This window comes from Lonsdalea quercina subsp. quercina (assembly GCF_000688695.1).
GTDB classification, from domain to species: Bacteria; Pseudomonadota; Gammaproteobacteria; order Enterobacterales; family Enterobacteriaceae; genus Lonsdalea; species Lonsdalea quercina_D.
In genome coordinates this window covers 329,284-355,686 of record NZ_JIBQ01000004.1, presented here as the reverse complement: position 1 = coordinate 355,686, position 26,403 = coordinate 329,284, and the positions used below count along the sequence as shown (strand labels likewise).

The window sequence follows — 26,403 nt, the reverse complement described above, 5'->3', positions numbered from 1 at the left end:
TTTCATTTCAGCACCACGCACACATCTATGGGGAAAACGACACGTGCTCCTCGTCAACAACAATCACCCGGCGTTCGGCTTCTCCGGCGGCGTAACGGCCTGACTACTTTTTCTCTCTGGCCTTCGCCAGCTGCTCACGAATATTCGCCAGATGCCCTTGCCCCTTTTGCATCCGCTCCTGCGCACTCACGACTTTTCTTACCGTTTCCCACTGAACGTCATCCTGCGGCAATTCCAACAGAAAACGGCTCGGCTCCGGACGTATCAGTTCACCATACTGGCGACGCTCCCGACACATCGTGAAGGTCAGCTCCTTTTGCGCTCGTGTGATACCGACGTAGGCCAATCGCCGCTCTTCATCGACGTTGTCTTCATCGATACTGGTCTGATGCGGCAGCAACCCTTCTTCCATCCCCACCAGATAGACATTGGGGAACTCCAGCCCTTTAGACGCATGCAGCGTCATCAGTTGCACCTGGTCGAGATCTTCTTCGCTTTCGTTGCGCTCCATCATGTCGCGCAACGTGAAGCGCGTGACGACTTGCGTCAGCGTCATCGGCTCGTCCAGATCGCTCCCCTCCAGCATCTCCGTCATCCAGGTAAACAGCTGGTTGACGTTTTTCATGCGCATTTCCGCCGCTTTCTGGCTGGGGGAGGTTTCATACAGCCAACTTTCGTAATCCAACCCGTGGATGAGATCGCGCACCGCCGCCACAGGCTCTCGCTCCGTTTGACGCGCAATCTCAGCCAGCCACTGCGTGAAACGCTGGAGCGATTCGAGACCGCGGCCGGTCAGCACCTGAGAGAGCCCCACATCGAAGCTGGCGTTAAACAGGCTGCGGTTGCGCTGATTCGCCCATTCACCCAGCTTCTTCAGCGTGGCCGGGCCGATTTCTCTTTTCGGCGTATTCACGATGCGCAGAAACGCGCTGTCGTCGTCAGCATTGGTCAACACGCGCAGGTAGGCCAAGAGATCCTTGATTTCCGGACGAGAGAAGAAAGAGCTGCCACCGGAAATTTTGTAGGGAATGCGGTTCTGCATCAGCACCTTTTCGAACAGCCGCGACTGATGATTGCCGCGATAAAGAATAGCGTAGTCGCGATACTGAGTTTTATTGATGAAGTGATGCGCGATCAGCTCGCCCACGACGCGTTCGGCTTCATGATCCTCGTTATTGGCGGTAATAATCTTCAGCTCGTTGCCGTACGCCAGCTCCGAGTAGAGTCGTTTCTCGAAGACATGCGGGTTGTTGGCGATCAGGATATTGGCCGCTTTCAGAATGCGTCCGGACGAACGGTAATTCTGCTCCAGTTTAATCACCTGCAACGCAGGGAAATCGTGTTGCAGCAGCTCCAGGTTCTGCGGACGCGCGCCGCGCCAGGAGTAAATCGACTGGTCGTCATCACCCACCACGGTAAAGCGCGCGCGGCGACCCACCAACTGTTTGACCAGTTCGTACTGGCTGGTGTTCGTGTCCTGATATTCGTCCACCAGCAGATAGCGCAGGCGATGCTGCCAACGTTCGCGGGCCTGTTCATCACGCCGGAACAACAGCGTCGGCAGCAGGATGAGATCGTCAAAGTCCAACACGTTGCAGGCGCGCAGATGTTCGCTGTAGAGCTGGTAGCAGTGCGCAAATAGACGATCCCGCTCGGATCGCGCCAGCGCCGCGGCCTGAGCCGGTTCGATCAGATCGTTTTTCCAGTTGGAGATCGTCGAGATCAGCTGTTGCAGCAACTCTTTATCATTTTGCAGCCAGGTTTCCGTGAGCTCCTTGAGCAGCGCCAGCTGATCCTGATCGTCGAACAGGGAAAAATTGGATTTCATGTTCAGCGCGGCATATTCGCGCTTGATAATCTCCAGTCCCAGCGTGTGAAAAGTCGCAATCATCAGGCCGCGACTCTCTTTCCGCCCCAGCGTCTGCGCCACGCGCTCTTTCATCTCGCGAGCCGCCTTGTTGGTAAAGGTGACCGCCGCGATATTCCGCGCCTGATAGCCGCACTCCCGTATCAGATGGGCTATCTTTTGCGTGATGACGCGCGTTTTGCCGGAACCGGCGCCGGCCAGGACCAGGCAGGGACCGCTCACGAACTCGACGGCGTGTTGTTGGCTGGGATTTAAACGCATGGATCTGTCTTGCTCTTTGTTCAAACGGAAGGCGATTGTAGCAAAACTCGCGCTGGGAAGAGTGGCAGAACCGATCGCCGACGAGACACGGCGCATTGCTATTGGTATTGGACGCGGGTTACAGTGCCTGCCAGCAACCCCCGATTAAAAAGGTATATACCATGGCAAAAACAGCCTCGGCGCTGCACATTCTGGTTGATACGGAACAGCAGGCCAACGACATTCTGGCCCAGTTAGAACAAGGCGCGGACTTCCAGCAGTTGGCCAAGAAGTTTTCCACCTGCCCGTCAAAACGCAACGGCGGCGACCTGGGCGAATTTCGTCAGGGCGATATGGTGCCGACGTTTGATAAAGCCGTGTTCTCCTGCGAGCTGCTCAAGCCCTGCGGACCGGTCAAAACCCAGTTCGGCTACCACATCATCAAAGTGCTCTATCGCCGTTAATCTCGAGAACCGGGCTGACGGGTGATCCATCCGCCGCTCTCGCGCTGATTCCGTTGGGGATGGGCACGATCAAAAAGGGCGCAACTTTCGTTNCGCCCTTTGTTATTACCGGGATAACGTCTTATCGACGTTAAGAATTATCCGGCAACCGCAATGCGTTTCATATCGGTCATGTAGCCACGCAGTTTCTTACCGACGACTTCGATAGGATGGTTGCGGATGGCTTCATTGACGTCACGCAGCTGCGCGTTGTCAACGGCGGTAGCGGCAACGGATTTACCGATATCGCCCGGCTGCAGGCTGCTCATGAATTTCTCTTTCAGCAGCGGCACCGCGGCGTTGGCAAACAGGTAGTTACCGTATTCAGCGGTGTCGGAAATAACCACGTTCATTTCGTACAGACGCTTACGGGCGATGGTGTTCGCGATCAACGGCAGTTCGTGCAGAGATTCGTAGTAAGCGGACTCTTCGATGATACCGGAGCTCACCATTGTTTCGAACGCCAGCTCAACCCCGGCTTTCACCATGGCGATCATCAGCACGCCGTTGTCGAAGTATTCCTGCTCGCTGATCTTGCCTTCGAACTGCGGTGCGTTTTCGAACGCGGTTTTGCCGGTCTCTTCACGCCAGGTCAGCAGCTTCACGTCACCGTTGGCCCAGTCGTCCATCATGCCACGGGAAAACGCGCCGGAGATGATGTCGTCCATGTGTTTCTGGAACAGGGGCGCCATCAGGGTTTTCAGCTGTTCAGACAGCGCGTAAGCACGCAGTTTCGCCGGGTTAGACAGGCGATCCATCATCAAAGAAATACCGCCCTGTTTCAGCGCTTCGGTGATGGTTTCCCAACCGTACTGAATCAGTTTTTCCGCATAGGCTGGTTCAACGCCGTCTGCGACCAGTTTGTCGAAGCTCAGCAGAGAACCCGCCTGCAGCATGCCGCACAGGATAGTCTGTTCGCCCATCAGGTCGGATTTAACTTCAGCCACGAAGGAGGATTCCAGAACGCCCGCACGATGACCGCCGGTCGCTGCGGCCCAGGCTTTGGCAATCGCCATGCCTTCGCCTTTCGGATCGTTTTCCGGATGAACCGCGATCAGGGTCGGCACGCCGAAACCACGTTTGTACTCTTCACGCACTTCCGTGCCCGGGCATTTCGGCGCAACCATCACGACGGTAATGTCTTTACGCACTTGCTCGCCGACTTCCACGATGTTGAAACCGTGAGAGTAACCCAGCGCAGCGCCCTGTTTCATCAGTGGCTGTACGGCCTGTACCACGGAGGAGTGCTGTTTGTCCGGCGTCAGGTTGACCACCAGATCCGCCTGCGGGATCAGGTCTTCATAAGTGCCGACGGTAAAACCGTTTTCGGTCGCTTTACGCCATGACGCACGCTTCTCGGCAATAGCTTCTTTACGCAGGGCATAAGCGATATCCAGACCGGAATCGCGCATGTTCAGCCCCTGGTTTAGCCCCTGAGCGCCACATCCCACGATCACGACTTTTTTGCCCTTGAGGTAGTTAGCTTCATCAGCAAATTCGTCGCGATTCATAAAGCGACATTTACCCAATTGCGCCAGCTTCTGACGCAGGTTCAAGGTATCAAAGTAGTTAGCCATGTGGAGATGCTCCATAATGATGTGTTGGTTGCCGTTGTTTCTTTGGGTTGCCGCCTCGGCGGCCCCGGAATAGACACATCATATGACAGGATTTGCATTGCTTAAATTGATATATTAACAACGCTACATTGCATAATCTGCAACATAAAAAACAGGGCCTGCATCCGATGGATTTACGCGATCTCAAATTATTCCTGCATCTGGTGGAAAGTCACCATTTTGGTCACACCGCCAAGGCTATGCATATCAGCCCGTCGACCCTGTCGCGCCAGATACAGCGTATGGAGGAAGACATCGGGCAGGCGCTGTTTCTACGGGATAACCGCACGGTACGACTGACCGAGGCCGGCGAGCATCTGAAAATTTTCGCCCAGCAAACGCTGTTGCAGTACCAGCAGATGCAGCTGGCGATGTCGCAGCATGGCCAGTCGCTTAGCGGCGAACTACGGGTATTTTGCTCTGTGACGGGTGCCTATAGTCATTTNCCCACGATTCTGGATCGCTTCCGCGCACGCCACCCGCTGGTGGAAATCAAGCTGACGACGGGCGATGCCGCCGACGCCGTAGACAAGGTGCGCTCGAACGTCGCCGATCTCAGCATCGCCGGCCATCCCGAGACGCTGCCGCCCAGCATGGTTTTCATCCCCATCGGCAACATTCGCATCGCGCTGGTCATCCCCACGATGCCTTGTCCTGTCCAGGTGCAAATGCAGGATCCTGACCCTGACTGGGCTCAGGTTCCCTTCATTTTGCCGCAGTACGGACCGGTCAGAAAACTCACCGAACGCTGGTTCCGCCATCAGAAGATCGCCAATCCGCTCATCTATGCGACCGTCGCCGGACATGAAGCCATGGTGTCGATGGTCGCGGTGGGGTGTGGCGTGGCGCTGGTCCCCGACGTCGTGCTGGAAAATAGCCCTGAACCCGTGCGTAAGCGTGTGTTCGTCTTGCAGGAACAAATTCTGGAGCCTATCCCGCTCGGGATCTGTATGCAGAAAAAGCGCCTGAGCGAACCACTGATTGCCGCCTTCTGGGAGACGCTACAGGAGACGCAATAGCGCGATCGATGCCGCAGAGGAATTAACGTTGCGGCGGCAGAGACCGGTCGGACGAGGCGTTGAAAGCGCCTGCCTGCTCGGCCCGTTTCATCCTCTCAATGTCCATCAGATAGCGGTATAACGGCTCCAGCCGGGTGAAGCCCTCGGCCAGCATCGTCACTAATTCGCCGCTAAACAACGGGGACATATCCTGACGGGAAGCCACCGCCGCCAGCGATTTGCGGTTATACCAGTGCGCCAGCGCCGCGGGCTGGTCTTTGATGAGCGGTCGGCGGTAACTCTCGCCTTCCAGCGTAAATTCGTCTCCCAGACAGGCCGCGACCTTGAGAAAACGATGCGGATTTTCTCGCAATGTCTGACGAAACAACTCCATCGTGGGTCGGCTGGCGCTGTAGTAACCCAACCCGTAGTGCCAGCTGTCCGGTCTGATTTCGAAGAAGTAGGTCGGCGCATCCGTCCAGTTTTTACGGCTGCGCTTAAACGTCAGCCACATCGTGCTGCGATAGCGGGACTTGTCCCGAGAGAAACGGGTATCCCGGTGGATACGCGACAGGGTTTTGGTGGGGCGCGTTTCGAAATGTTCGTCGATTTGCAGCATCGTGATGCCAAGCGATTCCAGCAGCGCGCGAAACGGAACCAGGAGCGTGGCCTCGTAGTCGGCTCGATGCGCCTCGAACCACTCTTTGCTGTTGTGTTGACGCACCTGCAGCAAAAAGGTGAGTCCCTGTTGTGAAAATCCGTTGAATCCTGTCGTCATGGCTCATGACCACCGTAAAAAATGAGGGGAGGTGGGAAACGGTCACCCGCTTTTTCCCCAACCGATAACGCGCCCGCTGAAGAACATCCAGCGGGCGCGCGACGGTCTACCGATACGCGAAACTTAGCGTCGTCTTAGCCTTTCATAAAAAATCGAAAAGCCGGATTTTGGGTTTCTTCGTGACACTCATAACCCAGATCCTGCAAGTGGCGCTCAAACGAGGCATCGCGCTCGGCAAGTTCAAACGCGGCCAACACGCGGCCATAGTCCGTGCCGTGGCTACGATAATGGAACAGAGAAATATTCCAGTGCGTTCCCAGCGTAATGAGGAATTTCAGCAACGCACCCGGCGATTCAGGGAACTCGAAGCTATAGAGTTTTTCCTGCAGCGGCTTGGACGGCCGCCCGCCCACCATGTAACGCACGTGCAATTTCGCCATTTCATCATCAGACAGATCGACCACCTGATAGCCGCCCGCCTGCAGATCGGACAGAATTTCCTGCCGTTCTTCATGACCGCGCGTGAGGCGGACGCCCATGAAGATGCAGGCTTCTTCGTCGCTGGAGTAGCGATAGTTGAATTCGGTGATGGCTCGACCGCCCAGCAGCTGACATAGCTTCAGGAAGCTGCCTTTCTGCTCAGGGATGGTGACCGCCATCAGCGCTTCCCGCTGTTCGCCCAGCTCGCAGCGTTCAGATACGTAGCGTAGCCCGTGGAAGTTGACGTTGGCGCCGGACAGCACGTGCGCCAGACGCTCGCCCTGAATGTTATGCTGCTGAATGTATTTCTTCATCCCGGCCAGCGCCAACGCGCCCGATGGCTCAGCAACCGCACGCACGTCTTCGAACAAGTCTTTGACCGCGGCGCAGATCGAGTCGCTATCGACCGTGATGACATCATCCAGATACTCCCGGCACAGACGGAAAGTCTCGTTGCCGATACGTTTGACCGCCACGCCTTCCGCAAACAGACCGACGCGAGCCAAATCCACCGGCTCGCCCGCATCCAGCGCGGCGCGCAAGCAAGCAGAGTCTTCAGCTTCAACGCCGATGACTTGGATTTGCGGCATCAGCTGTTTAATCAATACCGCCACGCCCGCCGCCAGGCCGCCGCCGCCGACCGGGACGAAAACCCGATCAAGATGCGCATCCTGCTGCAAAAGTTCCATTGCCAGCGTGCCCTGCCCGGCAATCACGGCCGGGTGGTCGAACGGCGGAACGAAGGTCATTTTATCCCGTTCAGACAGTTCGATAGCCTTGGCTTTGGCCTCATCAAAGTTAGCGCCATGCAACAGCACTTCGCCGCCGAAACCACGTACGGCATCGACTTTGATATCCGCCGTGGCGACCGGCATGACGATCAGGGCTTTAATGCCCAGACGATTGGCGGAGAGCGCCACACCCTGAGCATGGTTGCCGGCCGAAGCCGTCACCACGCCATGGGACTTCTGTTCATCGCTTAGCCCGGCCATCATGGCGTAGGCGCCGCGCAGTTTGAAACTATGAACAGCCTGGCGATCTTCCCGCTTCACCAGAATGTTATTGCCCAAACGGGCAGATAGCTTGTCCATCCGCTCCAGCGGCGTGACCTGCGCGACTTCATACACCGGCGAGCGGAGAACCGCCCGCAGATATTCCGCGCCGCAAGGGGCGTCGGAAAGGGGTTGTGAAACTGCCATCAGCTTTAGCCTCCCAGCTTGCTTTTATCCCGGACGGCACCTTTGTCAGCGCTGGTCGCCAGACTGGCGTAGGCACGTAATGCAAATGAAACCTGACGAGCGCGGTTCTTCGGCGTCCAAGCCGCGTCTCCGCGCGCCAGCTGCGCTTCCCGGCGCTGGGCCAGCTCGCCCTCGGCGACATCCAGTACAATTCCCCGGTTTGGAATATCGATGGCGATGGTATCGCCGTCTTCCACCAGCCCGATCAGGCCGCCGTTGGCCGCTTCCGGCGAAGCATGGCCGATGGACAGACCGGACGTTCCGCCCGAGAAACGTCCGTCGGTGATCAGCGCGCAAGCTTTGCCGAGACCCATCGACTTCAGGAAGCTGGTCGGATACAGCATTTCCTGCATCCCCGGACCGCCTTTCGGACCTTCGTAACGGATGACCACGACATCGCCAGCTTCGACCTTGCCGCCCAAAATGGCTTCTACCGCATCATCCTGGCTCTCGTACACCTTGGCCGGACCGGTAAACACCAGACTGTTTTTATCCACGCCTGCCGTTTTAACGATACAGCCGTCTTCCGCCAGGTTGCCGTACAGTACGGCCAGACCACCGTCCTGACTGTAGGCGAATTCCTTGGTGCGGATACACCCTTCCTTACGGTCGGTATCCAGCGAATCCCAACGACAATCCTGCGAGAAAGCCTGTGTGGTACGAATACCCGCCGGGCCCGCCGCATACATTTTCTTCACGCTTTCGTCCTGAGTCTGCATGACATCGTAGGCCGCCAGCGTTTCCGGCAGCGACATGCCCAGAATGTTGGTCACATCACGGTGCAGCAGACCGGCGCGATCCAGCTCGCCCAAAATACCCAGCACGCCGCCCGCGCGGTGAACGTCTTCCATGTGGTATTTCTGCGTGCTCGGCGCGACTTTGCACAGATGCGGAACCCTGCGCGACAGGCGATCGATATCCTCCATGGTGAAGTCGACCTCGCCTTCCTGCGCGGAAGCCAGCAGATGGAGAACCGTGTTGGTGGAGCCGCCCATCGCGATGTCCAGCGTCATCGCATTTTCGAAGGCCTGTTTGTTGGCGATGTTACGCGGCAACGCGCTCTCGTCATCCTGCTCGTAGTAACGTTTGGTCAGCTCGACGATGCGCTTACCGGCGTTGAGGAACAGCTGTTTACGGTCAGCATGCGTCGCCAGCAAAGAACCGTTACCCGGTTGCGACAGGCCCAGCGCCTCGGTCAGACAGTTCATTGAGTTGGCGGTAAACATACCCGAGCAGGAGCCGCAGGTCGGACAGGCCGAACGTTCGATCTGCAGACTGTCTTCATCGCTGACTTTCGGATTGGCGCCCTGAATCATGGCATCGACCAGATCCAGTTTGATCAGCTGATCGGACAGTTTGGTTTTACCGGCTTCCATCGGGCCGCCGGAAACGAAAATCACCGGAATGTTGAGGCGCAAAGCCGCCATCATCATTCCCGGGGTGATCTTGTCACAGTTGGAAATGCAGACCATGGCGTCAGCGCAGTGTGCGTTCACCATGTACTCCACGGAATCCGCAATCAATTCGCGGGAAGGCAGGGAGTAGAGCATACCGCCGTGACCCATCGCGATGCCGTCATCGACCGCAATGGTATTGAACTCTTTGGCTACGCCGCCGGATGCTTCGATCTGCTCCGCGACCAGCTTGCCCAGATCGCGCAGGTGAACGTGCCCGGGAACGAATTGCGTGAACGAGTTCACAACGGCAATGATAGGCTTGCCGAAATCGGCGTCGGTCATCCCTGTGGCGCGCCACAAGGCTCGCGCTCCAGCCATATTACGACCATGCGTGGTGGTGGCTGAACGGTACTTAGGCATACTCTGATTACTCCAGTTTAAAACAGATGACCGGCAGCAAAGCGCGCTGCCGGTAAGAAAAGAAAATCGGTGATGTGATTAACGGTTAACCGGATCCAGCCAGCCCCATTTATCTTCTGTTTCACCCGTGAACAGGCCGAAGAATGCCTGCTGAAGCTGCTTGGTGACAGGACCACATTTTCCGATACCCACCTGAATGCCATCGACGCTGCGAACTGGCGTGATTTCCGCGGCAGTACCAGACATGAAGACTTCGTCAGCCAGATAGAGTGATTCGCGGGACAGCACCTGTTCGCGGACTTCGAATCCTTTTTGTTTCGCCAGCGTGATAATGGCGTCGCGGGTAATCCCCGGCAGCGCGGAAGAGGTGAACGGCGGTGTGAAGATGATGCCGTTTTTCACTTCGAACAGGTTTTCGCCAGCGCCTTCGGAAACGTAACCATGAACATCCAGCGCGATCCCTTCCTGATAGCCATGACGACGGGCTTCGCTACCCACCAGCAGCGAGGACAGATAGTTACCGCCAGCTTTGGCCGCGGTCGGGATCGTGTTGGCCGCCACGCGGTTCCACGAAGACACCATCGCATCAATACCCTGATCCAGGGCTTCTTCGCCCAGATAAGCTCCCCATGGGAAGGCCGCGATGATGACATCTGTTTTATAGCCATCCGGCGGGTTCACGCCCATACCGACATCGCCGACGAACACCAACGGACGGATATAAGCGCTGGATAAGTTGTTTTTGCGCAGCGTTTCGCGACACGCTTCCATCAGTTCGTCGACGCTCTGAGACAGCGGCATACGGTAGATCTTGGCGGAGTCATGCAGACGCTGCATATGCTCGCGGTGGCGGAACACAACCGGCCCACGGTGAGAGTCATAGCAACGGACGCCTTCGAAGACGGAAGTACCGTAGTGCAAGGCGTGAGACATCACGTGAACTTTTGCATCAGCCCAAGGAACCATTTCGCCGTTGAACCAGATATAGTCAGCTTTCTTTGTCATTGTTAATTTCCTTCTCGGTGCCTCAGGCACGTATCTATTATGCTTTCAGTGACTGGATCTCAACGCGCGAGATGTCCAGCAGTTTGCTTAATTGGGTTGACAGTAAATCGACCGGCCGCTGGCTCGCAACGGTCAGTTCGATATTTAACTGGGCGCCGTCGTTCTCCGACGACATGTTCATGGCGGAAACCTGAAACCCGCGATGGCGAGTGACGCGCAACACACGTTCCAGCGTTTCTGCTCGAAAACGGGCCTGAATTGAAATCTGATGGCGTTTCATTCGTTCTCCTCCAACATAGTTTCATTGCCGGCACCGGGCGGCACCAGCGGCCAGACGTTTTCATACGAATCGATAGATACATGCAACAGGTACGGCCCGTCGCTGTTCAACAGTGCGTTCAAAGCGGAATCAATCTGGTCTTTACGGGTAATGCTTTGGCCGGGGATACCAAATGCGCTCGCTAGCGTCAGGAAGTCAGGGTTATCGGAGAGCGTCGTTTCGCTGTAGCGTTCTTCGAAGAATAACTCCTGCCACTGCCTCACCATGCCTAATCGTTGATTGTCTAACAGCACGATTTTCATCGGCAGACGCTTTCGCTTGATCGTGCCCAGTTCCTGGATGTTCATCATGAAAGAACCGTCACCGGAGATACAGATAACCGTATCATCAGGCCGCGCGACCTGAGCACCCACTGCGGCAGGCACCCCAAACCCCATCGTGCCGAGGCCGCTGGACGTAATGAAATTTTCCGGACGATTGACCCGCATATGTTGGGCAGCCCACATCTGATGCTGTCCCACGTCGGTGGTGATGACGGTGTTAGCCGGCATCCGTTCGGACAACGTTTTCAGCAGGGCCGGCGCATAGATGGCTTCACCCGGATGATCGTAGCGTGACGGATACTCGGCTTTCATCAACGTCGCCTGCTGACGCCAGGCATCAATACGCAGCGGCTGTTTTAATGCGGGCAACAGTTGGTTTAAATCCCCTTGCAACGCCACGTGAGCCTGACGCAGCTTGTTCAGTTCTGCCGGGTCGATATCCATGTGAATCACACTGGCATTCGGAGCAAACGTGTTGAGTTTACCGGTCACGCGATCGTCAAAGCGCGCGCCCACGGCAATGAGCAGGTCACATTGCTGTACCATGAGATTCGCTGCTTTGGTTCCGTGCATCCCGATCATGCCGAGGTAGAAAGGGTAATCCGTCTCGACGACGCCAAGCCCTTTCAAGGTCACGACACAGGGGATCTGCGTTGTATCCAAAAACTCGCGCAAAGCGGGAACCGCACGCGCCATTCCCACGCCGCCGCCGATATACAGCACGGGCTGTTTGGCATGAGCCAGCAATGTATTGGCATCGGTCAGCGCCTGCGTCGGCAGGCTGTCGGTTTCTGCCGGAGAGGGAACGTAAGGGGTAAATTCGCCGCCTTCGGCCAGCTGGATATCTTTGGGGATATCGACCAGTACCGGTCCCGGACGTCCACTTTGGGCGATAGCAAAGGCTTCCGCCATGATTTCCGGTAAGGATTCGAGGGAGTCGACAAGAAAACTGTGTTTAGTGCACGCCAGCGAGAGGCCAAGAACATCGATTTCCTGGAAGGCGTCGGTCCCAATCAGTGAAGATCCGACCTGACCGGTGATCGCCACAATCGGTACAGAATCTAACAGCGCATCCGCCAGACCGGTGATCAGATTGGTTGCTCCCGGTCCGGAAGTGGCGATGCACACGCCAACTTTACCTGTCGCTCGAGCATAGCCGATAGCGGCCATTGCAGCGCCTTGTTCATGGCGGCATAGCAGGTGATCGACGCCTCCGTCATACAATGCATCATAAACTGGCATGATTGCGCCACCAGGATAGCCAAATACACTATCCACTCCCTGCGCTCGCAACGCTTGTACCACCCACTGAGCCCCATTCATAGTTATTTCCTCAACTTCTTTCGGGTATGGCAGGATTTTATGCTGTTGAACATTCTCTGCTCCCTTGTTACGAATTTCGACCCCATAAAAAAAACCCCCGACCAGTTGGTGCGGGGGTTTTTCTTGAATTCGGCCTTGATTTTTAAGCCATTCTTCGTCCAAGTGCTGCCCCGCACGGTAGGTTAATAATCACCACCACGCTAATGACGACTAGGCTAATCACGAGGGCAAACGCTTTCATTTTCGGTTTATTCATTAATCAGTGTCGAACGAATGACTACAGAGTTACCATAGTCAGACGAGGGCTGACAACATTTTTTTTCCGTGATTATTTGGCCACTTCGGTCTTAAGAAAAATAAAATTCTTATTATTCAGTTATTAAATTTAATAAATGACTTCAATAGCCAATTCCATTTTTTCACTTGGCACAGGCCGAATACCGTATGGTGAAATTCTCCATACCTGAAATGCGCGCCCTAATTATTTCCTCGCACCGCTTCGCAAAATCACTCTGACATTCTTTTGCCACAAAAAACGGCGGTCATAATTCCCCGCAAAGGGAGGAAACACGATGACACTCGCCATAGCCTTTACGCGGGCAACGATCGGAATGCAGGCTCCAGAGGTCTCGATCGAGGTACACATCAGCAATGGGCTGCCGGCACTCACGCTGGTTGGCCTGCCGGAAACCACGGTGAAGGAAGCACGCGATCGGGTACGAAGCGCCCTGCTTAACTGCGGTTTCACCTTTCCCGCCAAACGAATTACCGTCAATTTGGCTCCTGCGGATCTTCCCAAAGAAGGTGGGCGTTACGATCTGCCTATCGCTTTAGCGATTTTAGCGGCGTCTGAACAGGTTCCTGGCAATAAACTGAGTGAGTATGAATTCCTGGGTGAATTGGGTCTCTCAGGAGCACTACGAGGCGTTAACGGCACTATCTCGGCAGCATTGGAAGCGCAGAAATCGGGTAGGCAGTTGATCGTCCCCGAAGATAATCAACGGGAGATGGCGCTGATTCCAGAGGGTGAAGCGGTGCTGGCGAATCATTTGCTGCAGGTATGCGCTTTTTTACATGGCAAGGTCACGCTGTCGAGCAATCGCCTGTTGCCACCAGAGCAACATCAAACGGAGTCCGACCTTGATTTGCAGGATATCGTCGGCCAAGAGCAAGCCAAGCGTGCGCTGGAAATTGCCGCCGCGGGGGGTCACAATCTGCTGTTTCTCGGCCCTCCTGGTACAGGGAAAACCATGCTTGCGAGCCGGTTGGCAGGATTGATGCCGCCACTCAATGACTCTGAGGCGTTGGAAAGCGCGGCGATAAATAGCTTGGTGAGCTGTTATAGCGGACCGGATAAGTGGCGTAGCAGGCCGTTTCGGGCGCCTCATCATACGTCGTCAATCGCAGCTTTGGTTGGCGGCGGCTCTCTGCCTAAGCCCGGAGAAATTTCCCTCGCTCATAATGGGATTCTCTTTCTGGATGAACTGCCGGAATTTGAGCGGCGCGTTCTCGATTCGCTTCGCGAACCGCTTGAGTCGGGAGAGATCGTCATCTCACGCGCCCGTGCCAAGGTCTGCTATCCGGCACGATTCCAATTGGTCGCAGCGATGAACCCGAGCCCATCAGGACACTATCAGGGCATTCATAACCGCATGCCAGCGCAGCAAATTTTACGCTATCTCAACCGCCTCTCAGGCCCCTTTCTAGATAGGTTTGATATCTCTATCGAAGTGCCGCTGTTGCCGCCGGGAATTCTGCGCAAACAGCGTAGTCAGGGGGAAGATAGCGCCACAGTACGGGCACGTGTGTTGGCTGCCCGACAACGGCAATTAGAACGCGCGGACAAGATCAACGCCTACCTAAGCCCCAGGGAAATTGAAACGTTCTGTCATCTGAGATCTGAAGATGCGCAATATCTCGAAGAAGTTATGAGCAAGCTTGGGCTTTCGGTACGCGCCTGGCATCGAATTTTGAAAGTTGCCCGCACCATTGCAGACCTATCAGAGGAAGTGAGTATTAACCGAAAACATCTTGCAGAAGCCCTGAGCTACCGCTGTATGGATCGATTATTGATTCAATTACATAAAAATTTGGCTTGAAGAGAAGTAGCCTTCAGTCAAAAAGAAAAATGGGGACCGAGTCCCCATTCGATCAATCTTCACTTTCAGTAAATTCTTCAACCGTGTCCATCTGCGGTTTTCCACCCGATAAAGTGTGGAAACGTTTGGGACGGCGAACACGTGTCGTATATTTGATCCAGATCTTTTCCAACTCCGTTTCAGGTTTACGTTCACCGTGGCAAACGGCCAAAAACTGGATTTCTTCGTCCGTGATCGGCTGACGTTTACCGATATCAAGCTCGTTCAATGCATGGCCATGACGCTCCAGCAGTTGGGCTTCTTTAATCGTAAAGTCACCGTGTCGGGAGAAACCACGCGGATAGAATTTGTTGTCAAAAAAACGACTGGTTGTTGAGAAGCTTTCTGCCATTTTACACGCTCCTAATGCTTTATGGTCGTGCCCTTTATGGCGCGGAGTATTAGATAGGCTTGACTTCCTGTAAAACAAAACATTTAAATCATCACGACAAATTTTTTTTGGAGAACAGCATGGACACCGACTTATTGAAAACCTTCCTGGAAGTGAGCAGAACCAGGCACTTCGGTCGTGCTGCGGAATCACTCTATCTAACACAATCGGCAGTTAGCTTTCGTATCCGCCAACTCGAGAACCAACTTGGCGCTAATCTGTTCACTCGACACCGTAATAATATCCGACTGACGCCAGCAGGAGAAAGGCTGTTGCCCTATGCCGAGAACCTGATTGGCACCTGGTCTATCGCGAAGAAAGAGGTTGCTCGCTCACAGCAACATAACCTTCTTTCCATCGGCGCTACGGCTTCTCTGTGGGAGGCTTATTTGACGTCATGGCTCAATGAACTCTATCAGCAACGACCAATGCTCCAACTGGAGGCTAGAATCGCGCTACGCCAGTCTCTGGTGCACCAGTTGCTTGATAGACAGTTGGATCTCCTTATCACGACTGAGCCCCCGAAAATGGAAGAACTTGCCAGCCAATTACTGGGAAATTTCTCGTTATCGCTTTTTACGGTCAAGGGGCAACAATCAGAAGAAAATATTCCCTATATCAAGCTCGAATGGGGAGCCGATTTTCATCAACAGGAAAACCGATTATTCCCGAGCGACCATATGCCCGTGCTGACAACCACATCCGCCCAGCTAACGCGTCAGTTGATATCTACATTGAGAGGATGTGCATTCTTGCCTAATCATTGGCAACGGCAATATGAAGAACTTCAAGTCGTCGAGACCGCCCCTGTGGTTAGCCGTTCTTTTTATGCCGTATGGCTGCAAAATAGCGACCAACAAGCGTTGATTCGGCAATTGCTGAAAGTCCCTATTTCGTTGCTAGATACCATCACTACTCCGTGACTTAGAAGAAAAAATGCAGTGAGAAAATACGTTTTTTGTGATTCCCCAACCGCTCGGGATTAGAAAGATAGAATTCTATTCAAAATAGAGAGGGAAGTGTGCCTGAGGGTGTGATTCATCCTTTGGATAGGATATAAAAAAGACAAAAAAAACCCTTCACATGATGTGAAGGGTTATTTCTTGGCAGGGGCGGAGAGACTCGAACTCCCAACACCCGGTTTTGGAGACCGGTGCTCTACCAATTGAACTACGCCCCTAAATAGGGTGGCGGAACGGACGGGACTCGAACCCGCGACCCCCTGCGTGACAGGCAGGTATTCTAACCAACTGAACTACCGCTCCACCGATTCTGTATCGTTACCGGATAACCTGCTTCCAGTAACCGGTGCTATGCACCTTAAATTAATGCCTGGCAGTTCCCTACTCTCACATGGGGAGNCCCCACNCTACCATCGGCGCTACGGCGTTTCACTGCTGAGTTCGGCATGGGGTCAGGTGGGACCACCGCGCTATCGCCGCCAGGCAAATTCTGTTTCATTCCAGCCGTTACACACTCTCTCCGTGCAACCACCAGAACCAATCTTTGAACAAGCTGAATTCCGTCTCTCTAAAAACACCTTCGGTGTTGTAAGGTTAAGCCTCTCGGGTCATTAGTACTGGTTAGCTCAACGTATCGCTACGCTTACACACCCAGCCTATCTACGTCGTCGTCTTCAACGGCCCTTCAGGGGACTCGAAGTCCCAGGGAAGACTCATCTCGGGGCAAGTTTCCCGCTTAGATNCTTTCAGCGGTTATCTCTTCCGCACTTAGCTACCGGGCAATGCGATTGGCATCACAACCCGAACACCAGTGGTGCGTTCACTCCGGTCCTCTCGTACTAGGAGCAACCCCCCTCAATCTTCCAACGCCCACGGCAGATAGGGACCGAACTGTCTCACGACGTTCTAAACCCAGCTCGCGTACCACTTTAAACGGCGAACAGCCGTACCCTTGGGACCTACTTCAGCCCCAGGATGTGATGAGCCGACATCGAGGTGCCAAACACCGCCGTCGATATGAACTCTTGGGCGGTATCAGCCTGTTATCCCCGGAGTACCTTTTATCCGTTGAGCGATGGCCCTTCCATTCAGAACCACCGGATCACTAAGACCTGCTTTCGCACCTGCTCGAGCCGTCACTCTCGCAGTCAAGCTAGCTTATGCCTTTGCACTAACCTCCTGATGTCCGACCAGGATTAGCTAACCTTCGTGCTCCTCCGTTACTCTTTGGGAGGAGACCGCCCCAGTCAAACTACCCACCAGACACTGTCCGCAACCCCGATTAGGGGCCCACGTTAGAACATCAAACATTAAAGGGTGGTATTTCAAGGTTGGCTCCATGCAGACTGGCGTCCACACTTCAAAGCCTCCCACCTATCCTACACATCAAGGCTCAAGGTTCAGTGTCAAGCTATAGTAAAGGTTCACGGGGTCTTTCCGTCTTGCCGCGGGTACACTGCATCTTCACAGCGAGTTCAATTTCACTGAGTCTCGGGTGGAGACAGCCTGGCCATCATTACGCCATTCGTGCAGGTCGGAACTTACCCGACAAGGAATTTCGCTACCTTAGGACCGTTATAGTTACGGCCGCCGTTTACCGGGGCTTCGATCAAGAGCTTCGCCTTGCGGCTGACCCCATCAATTAACCTTCCGGCACCGGGCAGGCGTCACACCGTATACGTCCACTTTCGTGTTTGCACAGTGCTGTGTTTTTATTAAACAGTTGCAGCCAGCTGGTATCTGCGACTGGTATCAGCTCCGGGAGCAAGTCCCTTCACCAACGCCAGCGTGCCTTCTCCCGAAGTTACGGCACCATTTTGCCTAGTTCCTTCACCCGAGTTCTCTCAAGCGCCTTGGTATTCTCTACCTGACCACCTGTGTCGGTTTGGGGTACGATTTCGTGTTACCTGGAGCTTAGAGGCTTTTCCTGGAAGCTTGGCATCGGTCACTTCATCACCGTAGTGACTCGTCATCACGCCTCAGTGTTAATGATGTTCCGGATTTACCAAAAACATCCNCCTACACGCTTAAACCGGGACAACCGTCGCCCGGATAACCTAGCCTTCTCCGTCCCCCCTTCGCAGTAACACCAAGTACAGGAATATTAACCTGTTTCCCATCGACTACGCCTTTCGGCCTCGCCTTAGGGGTCGACTCACCCTGCCCCGATTAACGTTGGACAGGAACCCTTGGTCTTCCGGCGTGCGGGGTTTTCACCCGCATTATCGTTACTTATGTCAGCATTCGCACTTCTGATACCTCCAGCAACCCTCACAGGTCACCTTCGCAGGCTTACAGAACGCTCCCCTACCCAACAACACCTGAGTGTCGCTGCCGCAGCTTCGGTGCATGGTTTAGCCCCGTTACATCTTCCGCGCAGGCCGACTCGACCAGTGAGCTATTACGCTTTCTTTAAATGATGGCTGCTTCTAAGCCAACATCCTGGCTGTCTGGGCCTTCCCACATCGTTTCCCACTTAACCATGACTTTGGGACCTTAGCTGGCGGTCTGGGTTGTTTCCCTCTTCACGACGGACGTTAGCACCCGCCGTGTGTCTCCCGTGATAACATTCTTCGGTATTCGCAGTTTGCATCGAGTTGGTAAGCCGGGATGGCCCCCTAGTCGAAACAGTGCTCTACCCCCGAAGATGAGTTCACGAGGCGCTACCTAAATAGCTTTCGGGGAGAACCAGCTATCTCCCGGTTTGATTGGCCTTTCACCCCCAGCCACAAGTCATCCGCTAATTTTTCAACATTAGTCGGTTCGGTCCTCCAGTTAGTGTTACCCAACCTTCAACCTGCCCATGGCTAGATCACCGGGTTTCGGGTCTATACCCTGCAACTTAACGCCCAGTTAAGACTCGGTTTCCCTGCGGCTCCCCTATTCGGTTAACCTTGCTACAGAATATAAGTCGCTGACCCATTATACAAAAGGTACGCAGTCACCCTGATAAATCAAGGCTCCCACTGCTTGTACGTACACGGTTTCAGGTTCTATTTCACTCCCCTCGCCGGGGTTCTTTTCGCCTTTCCCTCACGGTACTGGTTCACTATCGGTCAGTCAGGAGTATTTAGCCTTGGAGGATGGTCCCCCCATATTCAGACAGGATAACACGTGTCCCGCCCTACTCATCGAACTCACAATCCATGCCTCTTCGTGTACGGGACTATCACCCTCTGTCGTGCGACTTTCCAGACGCTTCCACTAAGACACAAACTGATTCAGGTTCTGGGCTCCTCCCCGTTCGCTCGCCGCTACTAGGGGAATCTCGGTTGATTTCTTTTCCTCGGGGTACTGAGATGTTTCAGTTCCCCCGGTTCGCCTCGCAACACTATGTATTCATGTTGCGATAGTGCAACGGATTGCACTGGGTTTCCCCATTCGGGTATCGTCGGGTATAACGGTTCATATCACCTTGCCGACGCTTTTCGCAGATTAGCACGCCCTTCATCGCCTCTGACTGCCTAGGCATCCACCGTGTACGCTTAGTCACTTAACCTCACAACCCGAAGGTGTCTCGTAAGACACGCTTCACGCTGCGATTATTTGAGAGACTCTGACACAACCAAATCACATCTCAATACTGCACGGAGAGACATGTTCAGCTGCATCGTTTCAAATTTCAGCTTGTTCCAGATTGTTAAAGAGCAATATCTTAAACACGACTCGTTAAAGTCATCTTTAAGATATTCAGGTGATAATGCCTTTCACTCATTATCGGTATGGCGTCCCCAAGGGGATTCGAACCCCTGTTACCGCCGTGAAAGGGCGGTGTCCTAGGCCTCTAGACGATGGGGACACGAAATCCGACTCAGCCTTCCGGCTCAATCGTTCCGCATCAGCATGAGTCAGAGACTCATCATCAACAGGTGCGCTTTTGCTCTTGCTTTTTCATCAGACAATCTGTGTGAGCACTTCACTAGCACTTCACTTTGGTAAGGAGGTGATCCAACCGCAGGTTCCCCTACGGTTACCTTGTTACGACTTCACCCCAGTCATGAATCACAAAGTGGTAAGCGCCCTCCCGAAGGTTAAGCTACCTACTTCTTTTGCAACCCACTCCCATGGTGTGACGGGCGGTGTGTACAAGGCCCGGGAACGTATTCACCGTAGCATTCTGATCTACGATTACTAGCGATTCCGACTTCATGGAGTCGAGTTGCAGACTCCAATCCGGACTACGACGCACTTTATGAGGTCCGCTTACTCTCGCAAGTTCGCTTCTCTTTGTATGCGCCATTGTAGCACGTGTGTAGCCCTACTCGTAAGGGCCATGATGACTTGACGTCATCCCCACCTTCCTCCGGTTTATCACCGGCAGTCTCCTTTGAGTTCCCGACCGAATCGCTGGCAACAAAGGATAAGGGTTGCGCTCGTTGCGGGACTTAACCCAACATTTCACAACACGAGCTGACGACAGCCATGCAGCACCTGTCTCAGAGTTCCCGAAGGCACTAAAGCATCTCTGCTAAATTCTCTGGATGTCAAGAGTAGGTAAGGTTCTTCGCGTTGCATCGAATTAAACCACATGCTCCACCGCTTGTGCGGGCCCCCGTCAATTCATTTGAGTTTTAACCTTGCGGCCGTACTCCCCAGGCGGTCGACTTAACGCGTTAGCTCCGGAAGCCACAGTTCAAGACCGCAACCTCCAAGTCGACATCGTTTACAGCGTGGACTACCAGGGTATCTAATCCTGTTTGCTCCCCACGCTTTCGCACCTGAGCGTCAGTCTTTGTCCAGGGGGCCGCCTTCGCCACCGGTATTCCTCCAGATCTCTACGCATTTCACCGCTACACCTGGAATTCTACCCCCCTCTACAAGACTCTAGCTTGCCAGTTTCAAATGCAGTTCCCAAGTTAAGCTCGGGGATTTCACATCTGACTTAACAAACCGCCTGCGTGCGCTTTACGCCCAGTCATTCCGATTAACGCTTGCACCCTCCGTATTACCGCGGCTGCTGGCACGGAGTTAGCCGGTGCTTCTTCTGCGGGTAACGTCAATCAGTGAACGTATTAAGTTCACTGCCTTCCTCCCCGCTGAAAGTACTTTACAACCCGAAGGCCTTCTTCATACACGCGGCATGGCTGCATCAGGGTTTCCCCCATTGTGCAATATTCCCCACTGCTGCCTCCCGTAGGAGTCTGGACCGTGTCTCAGTTCCAGTGTGGCTGGTCATCCTCTCAGACCAGCTAGAGATCGTCGCCTAGGTGGGCCTTTACCCCGCCTACTAGCTAATCCCATCTGGGTTCATCCGATGGTGTGAGGCCCGAAGGTCCCCCACTTTGGTCTTGCGACGTTATGCGGTATTAGCTACCGTTTCCAGTAGTTATCCCCCTCCATCGGGCAGATCCCCAGACATTACTCACCCGTCCGCCGCTCGCCGGCAAGGAAGCAAGCTTCCTTCCGCTGCCGCTCGACTTGCATGTGTTAGGCCTGCCGCCAGCGTTCAATCTGAGCCATGATCAAACTCTTCAATTAAAAGCTTGATTTGCTAAGTTAATAGCGATGCTCAAAGAATTTACTGTTTATTCGTAATGAATTAACTGTTGTTCACTCTTCAAGACTTTTTCGTATCTAGTTGCGATAGTGTCTTGTGAGTGCCCACACAGATTGTCTGATTAAATTGTTAAAGAGCGTTTCGTTGCCGCCGTGGCGACTAACGTGAGGCCGCGTATATTACGCTTACCTCATTCAGAGTCAACGACTTTCTTCGTTTTTCTCCGACTGTCACCGCGTCGCGTTGTCCGCTGTGCCGTGTCAGTGGGAGCGCATTATAGGGATCTCTCCGGGTTGCACAACCCCTTTTTTAATCTTTTTTGCTATACGCTCGTTTTTCAGTCTCAACGCTTGTTTTTTATGCTTTTTATGGCTTTTGGCAGGTCTGCCAGACTCTCTATTACACAATCAGCCAGTTGTTCGCCCTCTTCCGTCACCGGTTTACCCGTACGTACGAGGACTTTAGTTCCTACCCCTGCAGCGGCGGCAGCCTGCATATCTTCGACTTTGTCGCCAACCATATAAGAAGAAGCCATATCGATGTGCAGATGCTCTTGGGCAGATTTCAGCATACCCGGCTGTGGTTTCCGGCAGTCGCACTTCTGGCGATACTCTTCTTCAGAACCTTCCGGATGATGCGGACAGAAATAGATGCCGTCCAGGTCTACCCCGCGATCGGCCAATGACCAATCCATCCATTCGGTCAATTGCATGAACTGGTCTTCCGTGAATTTGCCGCGCGCGATACCCGACTGATTGGTAATCAGCACCAAGGCAAATCCCATGGACTTCAGCTCGCGCAGCGCATCGATAACGCCGTCGATGAACTGAAACTGATCGATTTCGTGTACATAACCGTGATCGACATTAATCGTGCCGTCGCGGTCGAGAAAAATTGCTGGAACGCTGGTTGCCACTTTACTTTGCTCCCGATAGAGAAAATTGCGCCGTAGTATCGCAGTTTTCGCTGCTGGATAGAATGATAGCAGAGTTACAATCTCGATTGACTTGGACGTCTAGACGCCTTAGCATCCCGACAACAAATGGTCAGTATAAGTAAGTGTTATTCATCGGCCCGCGGCCCCTATTGATAGAACTCATGATAAAACTTTCTCATATTACAAAGATTTTCCAGCAAAACGGTCGAGCCATCACAGCGCTTGACGACGTGACGCTGCACGTTCCGGCGGGCCAAATCTATGGCGTCATCGGCTCTTCTGGCGCGGGTAAAAGCACCTTGATCCGCTGCATTAACCTACTAGAGCGTCCCACATCAGGGACCGTTCTGGTCGCCGAACAGGATTTAATGGCGTTATCAAATAGCCAGTTAACGCGCGCACGCCGCCAAATCGGCATGATTTTCCAGCATTTCAATCTGCTCTCGTCACGTACCGTATTCGGTAACGTTGCTTTGCCGCTGGAGCTGGATAATCTGCCGTCCGCCAAGATCAAACAGCGCGTCGATGAATTGCTGGAGCTGGTTGGATTGTCGGATAAGCACGATGTGTATCCCGCCAACCTGTCTGGTGGCCAGAAACAGCGTGTTGCAATCGCCCGCGCGTTGGCCAGCAACCCCAAGGTTCTATTGTGCGATGAAGCCACCAGCGCGTTGGACCCGGCTACGACTCGCGCGATTTTGGAGTTGCTGAAAGATATCAATCGGCGCTTGGGGTTGACCATTCTGTTGATCACCCACGAAATGGATGTCGTGAAACGCATCTGCGATCAGGTCGCCGTCATTAGTGAAGGGCGTCTGATTGAGCAAGACACCGTCGGACAGATGTTTTCTCATCCCAAAACGCCGCTGGCTCAGAAGTTCATTCATTCAACATTACATCTGGATATTCCGGACGACTATATCGCTCGTCTGACGCCAACGCCTCATGAGGGCAGTATTCCTCTGCTGCGCATGGAATTTACCGGTCAGTCTGTTGATGCTCCGCTGCTGTCTGAAATCGCACGGCGCTTCAACGTAAACAACAATATTATCAGTGCGCAGATGGATTACGCGGGCGGGGTTAAGTTCGGCATCATGCTGGCGGAAATGGCCGGCACGGAAGCGGATACCACTGCAGCTATCAAATTCCTGCAAGACAACCACGCAAATATAGAGGTACTCGGTTATGTCTGAAGCCATGATGTGGTTAATGGCCCGCGGCGTGTGGGAAACAATTGTGATGACCCTGGTTTCAGGCTTTTTCGGTTTCGTACTGGGACTGCCTGTCGGTGTGCTTCTTTATATAACGCGTCCGGGACAGATTATCGCCAATCCCAAACTTTACCGCGCGCTTTCGGCCATCGTGAATATCTTTCGTTCCATCCCCTTCATTATATTGCTGGTGTGGATGATTCCTTTTACCCGCATGATTGTCGGCACTTCTATTGGCCTTCAGGCCGCGATCGTACCGCTGACCGTAGGCGCCGCGCCGTTTATCGCCCGTATGGTGGAAAATGCGTTGTTGGAAATCCCCGGCGGGTTGATTGAGGCCGCACGGGCGATGGGAGCCACGCCGATGCAAATCATCAAAAAAATCTTGCTGCCTGAAGCGCTGCCCGGCCTGATCAACGCCGCGACCATCACGTTGATTACTCTGGTGGGCTATTCTGCAATGGGGGGTGCCGTAGGCGCCGGCGGCCTGGGACAAATCGGTTATCAGTATGGTTATGTCGGCTATAACTCGACTGTGATGAATACGGTATTAGTACTGTTGGTTGTGTTGGTTTTTATCATTCAATTCTGCGGCGATCGCGCAGTTCGGGCTGTCACCCGCAAGTAATTGTTCCATTGCCATGCACCTTGAAAGTGCGTGATAACAAGACTGTTAAGCAGAGGTAAGGAATATGGCTATTAAATTGAAATCTATCGCCGCAGTAGGCGCATTGGTTGGTGCTCTGGCGCTGGCAGGATGCGGACAGGAAGAAAAGGATCCTAACCATATCAAGGTCGGCGTCATCGTAGGTGCCGAGCAGCAGGTCGCGGAAGTAGCCCAGAAAGTGGCCAAGGAAAAATACGGTCTGGACGTTGAGCTGGTCACCTTCAACGATTATGTTCTGCCTAACGAAGCGTTGAGCAAGGGCGACATCGATCTGAACGCGTTCCAGCACAAACCCTATCTGGATCAGCAGATCAAAGATCGCGGCTACAAACTGGTGTCCGTCGGCAACACCTTCGTTTATCCCATCGCAGGGTATTCGAAAAAGATTAAATCTCTGAGCGAACTGCAGGACGGCGCGCAAATCGCCATTCCTAACGACCCGACCAACCTGGGCCGTTCCCTGTTGCTGCTTCAAAAACAGGGGCTGATCAAATTGAAAGACAACGTTGGGCTGTTGCCGACCTCTCTGGACATCGTCGAAAACCCGAAACATGTGAAGCTGGTAGAACTGGAAGCGCCTCAGTTGCCACGTTCGCTGGATGATGACCAGATTGCCCTGGCCGTTATCAATACCACTTACGCCAGCCAGATCAATCTGACGCCGACCAAAGACGGACTGTTTGTCGAAGATAAAGACTCTCCGTACGTCAATCTGCTGGTCGCCCGTGAAGACAATAAAGATGCGGAAAATGTGAAGAAGTTCGTCAGTGCTTACCAGTCTGATGAAGTGAATCAGGCCGCGTTGAAAACTTTTAATGGCGGTGCCGTCAAAGGTTGGTAAGTTTCCCATTGCATGAAACGATAAAATATCCTACTGACGGGNCTCGGCCCGTCTTGTTATTTTTCGCATAGCTTGCTTCAATAAGCGCACTTATGAAAGCCAGAGGAAAAGCTATGCGTGCCTTGCCCATTGTAATGTTATCGCTGTCGCTGACAGGATGTTCTCTGCTACACAAATCGACTACGCCTACCACATCCCAGCCCGAGACACCGTCAGCCGTTGAAACGACGCCTAAAACTAAACCCTCCCCTCCGGCTACGCCTGCCGTACTGTACAAAAGCGCCGAAGAGCTGGTAGGGAAGCCTTTCCACGATATGGGCGAAGTCTCCGGTTCCTCATGCCAGGCAACAGCGCAGGATCCTCAGCCGAGCATCGCCACAGCAAGAAAAAGATTACAAAGCCGGGCGACAAGCCTGAAGGCGAATGCGGTGCTGCTGCATGAGNGCCAGATCGTGAGCGATGTCGACAGCTGCTATCGCCAGGCTATCTGTGAAGGCACTGCGCTGAAAGTCTCCTCTCAATGAGCGAGTTCTCCTTCGATCAGGTCGGTGTTATCCGCTCCCCTTATAAAGAGAAGTTTGCCGTCCCTCGACAACCGGGTCTGATTGAAGATGGTGGAGGTGAACTACACCTGCTGCCGCCCTACAACCAACCGGAAGCTGTGCGCGGGCTTTCCGACTTCAGCCATCTATGGGTACTGTTCGTTTTTCATCAGACGGCGTCTGCAGGCTGGCGTCCCACGGTACGTCCTCCTCGTCTGGGAGGCAATGCGCGGATGGGCGTTTTCGCTACCCGTTCAACGTTTCGTCCCAATCCTATCGGGATGTCGCTGGTCGAGCTCAAAGGCGTTCGTGCCGACAAGCACGAGCTGGTGCTGGAACTCGGCAGTCTGGATCTGGTGGATGGCACGCCCGTGATCGACATTAAGCCCTATCTTCCCTTCGCCGAAAGCCAGCCACAGGCACAAGCAGGCTTCGCGCCCTGCGCACCGGACGCAGACATGCCGGTGATGTTTTCTCCACTGGCGGAACAACAGCTGCTCGCCTGGCACGATCGTCATCCACAGTTGCGCCGTTTCATCACCCAGGTATTGGCACAAGATCCACGTCCGGCCTACCGTAAAACCAGCCATGATGAGAAGGAGTATGCTGCGCTATTACTGGAATTCAACGTGCGTTGGAGAGTGACCAACGGGCAAACAGAAGTAATATGCCTGGATACCCGTTAAAAAACGTCTGCATCTCTTTTGGGGAACGTTCCTCGCTGGTAAACTAAGCCACTTTTTATTTAT

General features: G+C 53.9%; 20 protein-coding genes, 3 tRNA genes and 3 rRNA genes. 9 read left to right on the top strand and 17 right to left on the bottom strand.

The window, feature by feature from the left end; genetic code table 11:
• Window positions 1–103 precede the first annotated feature (103 nt).
• Complete coding sequence (rep, locus tag SB13_RS04865; RefSeq protein WP_026739276.1) at window positions 104–2,128, bottom strand: DNA helicase Rep; 2,025 nt, start codon at window positions 2,126–2,128, stop codon at window positions 104–106.
• Between the two features lie 161 nt (window positions 2,129–2,289).
• Between rep and ppiC the strand changes: the two genes are divergently transcribed.
• Complete coding sequence (gene ppiC / locus SB13_RS04860; protein ID WP_026739275.1) at window positions 2,290–2,571, top strand: peptidylprolyl isomerase PpiC; 282 nt, start codon at window positions 2,290–2,292, stop codon at window positions 2,569–2,571.
• Window positions 2,572–2,708: 137 nt separating this feature from the next.
• On the opposite strand, the gene ilvC is transcribed toward ppiC, so the two are convergent.
• Complete coding sequence (gene ilvC / locus SB13_RS04855) at window positions 2,709–4,187, bottom strand: ketol-acid reductoisomerase (RefSeq protein ID WP_026739274.1); 1,479 nt, start codon at window positions 4,185–4,187, stop codon at window positions 2,709–2,711.
• Between the two features lie 167 nt (window positions 4,188–4,354).
• On the opposite strand from ilvC, the gene ilvY reads away from it, so the two are divergent.
• Window positions 4,355–5,245, top strand: a complete 891-nt coding sequence (gene ilvY, locus SB13_RS04850) for an HTH-type transcriptional activator IlvY (RefSeq protein WP_026739273.1) — start codon at window positions 4,355–4,357, stop codon at window positions 5,243–5,245.
• A gap of 22 nt (window positions 5,246–5,267) precedes the next feature.
• On the opposite strand, the gene SB13_RS04845 is transcribed toward ilvY, so the two are convergent.
• The 7 genes from SB13_RS04845 to ilvL form a co-directional block, all read right to left on the bottom strand.
• Entirely contained in the window at window positions 5,268–6,002 is a 735-nt protein-coding gene (locus tag SB13_RS04845; RefSeq protein WP_026739272.1) for a DUF2461 domain-containing protein, read from the bottom strand.
• A 134-nt stretch (window positions 6,003–6,136) separates the two neighbouring features.
• Window positions 6,137–7,681 carry a threonine ammonia-lyase, biosynthetic gene (ilvA, locus tag SB13_RS04840; RefSeq protein ID WP_026739271.1) on the bottom strand — a complete coding sequence of 515 codons (1,545 nt, stop codon included), beginning with the start codon at window positions 7,679–7,681 and terminating at the stop codon, window positions 6,137–6,139.
• A gap of 5 nt (window positions 7,682–7,686) precedes the next feature.
• Entirely contained in the window at window positions 7,687–9,537 is a 1,851-nt protein-coding gene (gene ilvD / locus SB13_RS04835; RefSeq protein ID WP_026739270.1) for a dihydroxy-acid dehydratase, read from the bottom strand.
• A 78-nt stretch (window positions 9,538–9,615) separates the two neighbouring features.
• Window positions 9,616–10,542 (bottom strand): branched-chain-amino-acid transaminase, encoded by a 927-nt coding sequence (gene ilvE / locus SB13_RS04830; RefSeq protein ID WP_026739269.1) that lies wholly within the window; start codon window positions 10,540–10,542, stop codon window positions 9,616–9,618.
• 37 nt (window positions 10,543–10,579) lie between these two features.
• A complete protein-coding gene (ilvM, locus tag SB13_RS04825) occupies window positions 10,580–10,822 on the bottom strand; it encodes an acetolactate synthase 2 small subunit (RefSeq protein WP_026739268.1) in 243 nt (80 codons plus the stop codon).
• Window positions 10,819–12,468: an acetolactate synthase 2 catalytic subunit gene (gene ilvG / locus SB13_RS04820; protein WP_026739267.1), complete on the bottom strand. Its 1,650-nt coding sequence runs from the start codon at window positions 12,466–12,468 to the stop codon at window positions 10,819–10,821. Before ilvG ends, ilvM begins: the two co-directional genes overlap by 4 nt.
• 142 nt (window positions 12,469–12,610) lie before the next feature.
• Window positions 12,611–12,709: an ilv operon leader peptide gene (gene ilvL, locus SB13_RS17190; RefSeq protein WP_071999801.1), complete on the bottom strand. Its 99-nt coding sequence runs from the start codon at window positions 12,707–12,709 to the stop codon at window positions 12,611–12,613.
• A 331-nt stretch (window positions 12,710–13,040) separates the two neighbouring features.
• On the opposite strand from ilvL, the gene SB13_RS04815 reads away from it, so the two are divergent.
• Window positions 13,041–14,567: a YifB family Mg chelatase-like AAA ATPase gene (locus SB13_RS04815; protein WP_026739266.1), complete on the top strand. Its 1,527-nt coding sequence runs from the start codon at window positions 13,041–13,043 to the stop codon at window positions 14,565–14,567.
• Between the two features lie 52 nt (window positions 14,568–14,619).
• On the opposite strand, the gene SB13_RS04810 is transcribed toward SB13_RS04815, so the two are convergent.
• Complete coding sequence (locus SB13_RS04810) at window positions 14,620–14,958, bottom strand: MaoP family protein (RefSeq protein WP_026739265.1); 339 nt, start codon at window positions 14,956–14,958, stop codon at window positions 14,620–14,622.
• A gap of 119 nt (window positions 14,959–15,077) precedes the next feature.
• On the opposite strand from SB13_RS04810, the gene hdfR reads away from it, so the two are divergent.
• Window positions 15,078–15,920, top strand: a complete 843-nt coding sequence (gene hdfR / locus SB13_RS04805) for an HTH-type transcriptional regulator HdfR (protein WP_026739264.1) — start codon at window positions 15,078–15,080, stop codon at window positions 15,918–15,920.
• 181 nt (window positions 15,921–16,101) lie between these two features.
• Here the strand turns inward: hdfR and SB13_RS04800 are convergent.
• The 7 genes from SB13_RS04800 to gmhB all read right to left on the bottom strand — a co-directional run bounded on the left by SB13_RS04800 (window position 16,102) and on the right by gmhB (window position 22,372).
• Window positions 16,102–16,177, bottom strand: a tRNA-Trp gene (locus SB13_RS04800).
• Window positions 16,178–16,185: 8 nt separating this feature from the next.
• Window positions 16,186–16,262, bottom strand: a tRNA-Asp gene (locus tag SB13_RS04795).
• A gap of 65 nt (window positions 16,263–16,327) precedes the next feature.
• Window positions 16,328–16,443: ribosomal RNA gene (gene rrf / locus SB13_RS04790) — 5S ribosomal RNA — on the bottom strand.
• 106 nt (window positions 16,444–16,549) lie between these two features.
• A 23S ribosomal RNA gene (locus SB13_RS04785) occupies window positions 16,550–19,458 on the bottom strand.
• Window positions 19,459–19,682: 224 nt separating this feature from the next.
• Window positions 19,683–19,758 (bottom strand) — tRNA-Glu (locus SB13_RS04780).
• 137 nt (window positions 19,759–19,895) lie between these two features.
• Window positions 19,896–21,437 (bottom strand): 16S ribosomal RNA (locus SB13_RS04775).
• The 16S, 23S and 5S rRNA genes sit together here with 3 tRNA genes alongside, the layout of an rRNA operon.
• Before the next feature lie 362 nt (window positions 21,438–21,799).
• Complete coding sequence (gmhB, locus tag SB13_RS04770) at window positions 21,800–22,372, bottom strand: D-glycero-beta-D-manno-heptose 1,7-bisphosphate 7-phosphatase (RefSeq protein ID WP_026739263.1); 573 nt, start codon at window positions 22,370–22,372, stop codon at window positions 21,800–21,802.
• Window positions 22,373–22,554: 182 nt separating this feature from the next.
• Here gmhB and metN point away from each other — a divergent pair, with 182 nt between their 5' ends.
• The 5 genes from metN (at window position 22,555) to tsaA (ending at window position 26,340) form a co-directional block, all read left to right on the top strand.
• Window positions 22,555–23,586, top strand: coding sequence for a methionine ABC transporter ATP-binding protein MetN (gene metN, locus SB13_RS04765; RefSeq protein ID WP_026739262.1), 1,032 nt, complete (start codon window positions 22,555–22,557; stop codon window positions 23,584–23,586).
• Entirely contained in the window at window positions 23,579–24,232 is a 654-nt protein-coding gene (locus SB13_RS04760) for a methionine ABC transporter permease MetI (protein WP_026739261.1), read from the top strand. Before metN ends, SB13_RS04760 begins: the two co-directional genes overlap by 8 nt.
• Window positions 24,233–24,296: 64 nt before the next feature.
• Window positions 24,297–25,112: a MetQ/NlpA family lipoprotein gene (locus tag SB13_RS04755; protein WP_026739260.1), complete on the top strand. Its 816-nt coding sequence runs from the start codon at window positions 24,297–24,299 to the stop codon at window positions 25,110–25,112.
• 113 nt (window positions 25,113–25,225) lie between these two features.
• Window positions 25,226–25,636, top strand: coding sequence for an Rcs stress response system protein RcsF (gene rcsF / locus SB13_RS04750; RefSeq protein ID WP_026739259.1), 411 nt, complete (start codon window positions 25,226–25,228; stop codon window positions 25,634–25,636).
• The gene (gene tsaA, locus SB13_RS04745; protein WP_026739258.1) at window positions 25,633–26,340 is read left to right on the top strand and encodes a tRNA (N6-threonylcarbamoyladenosine(37)-N6)-methyltransferase TrmO; all 708 of its coding nucleotides are present in this window, start codon (window positions 25,633–25,635) and stop codon (window positions 26,338–26,340) included. Before rcsF ends, tsaA begins: the two co-directional genes overlap by 4 nt.
• Window positions 26,341–26,403 lie beyond the last annotated feature (63 nt).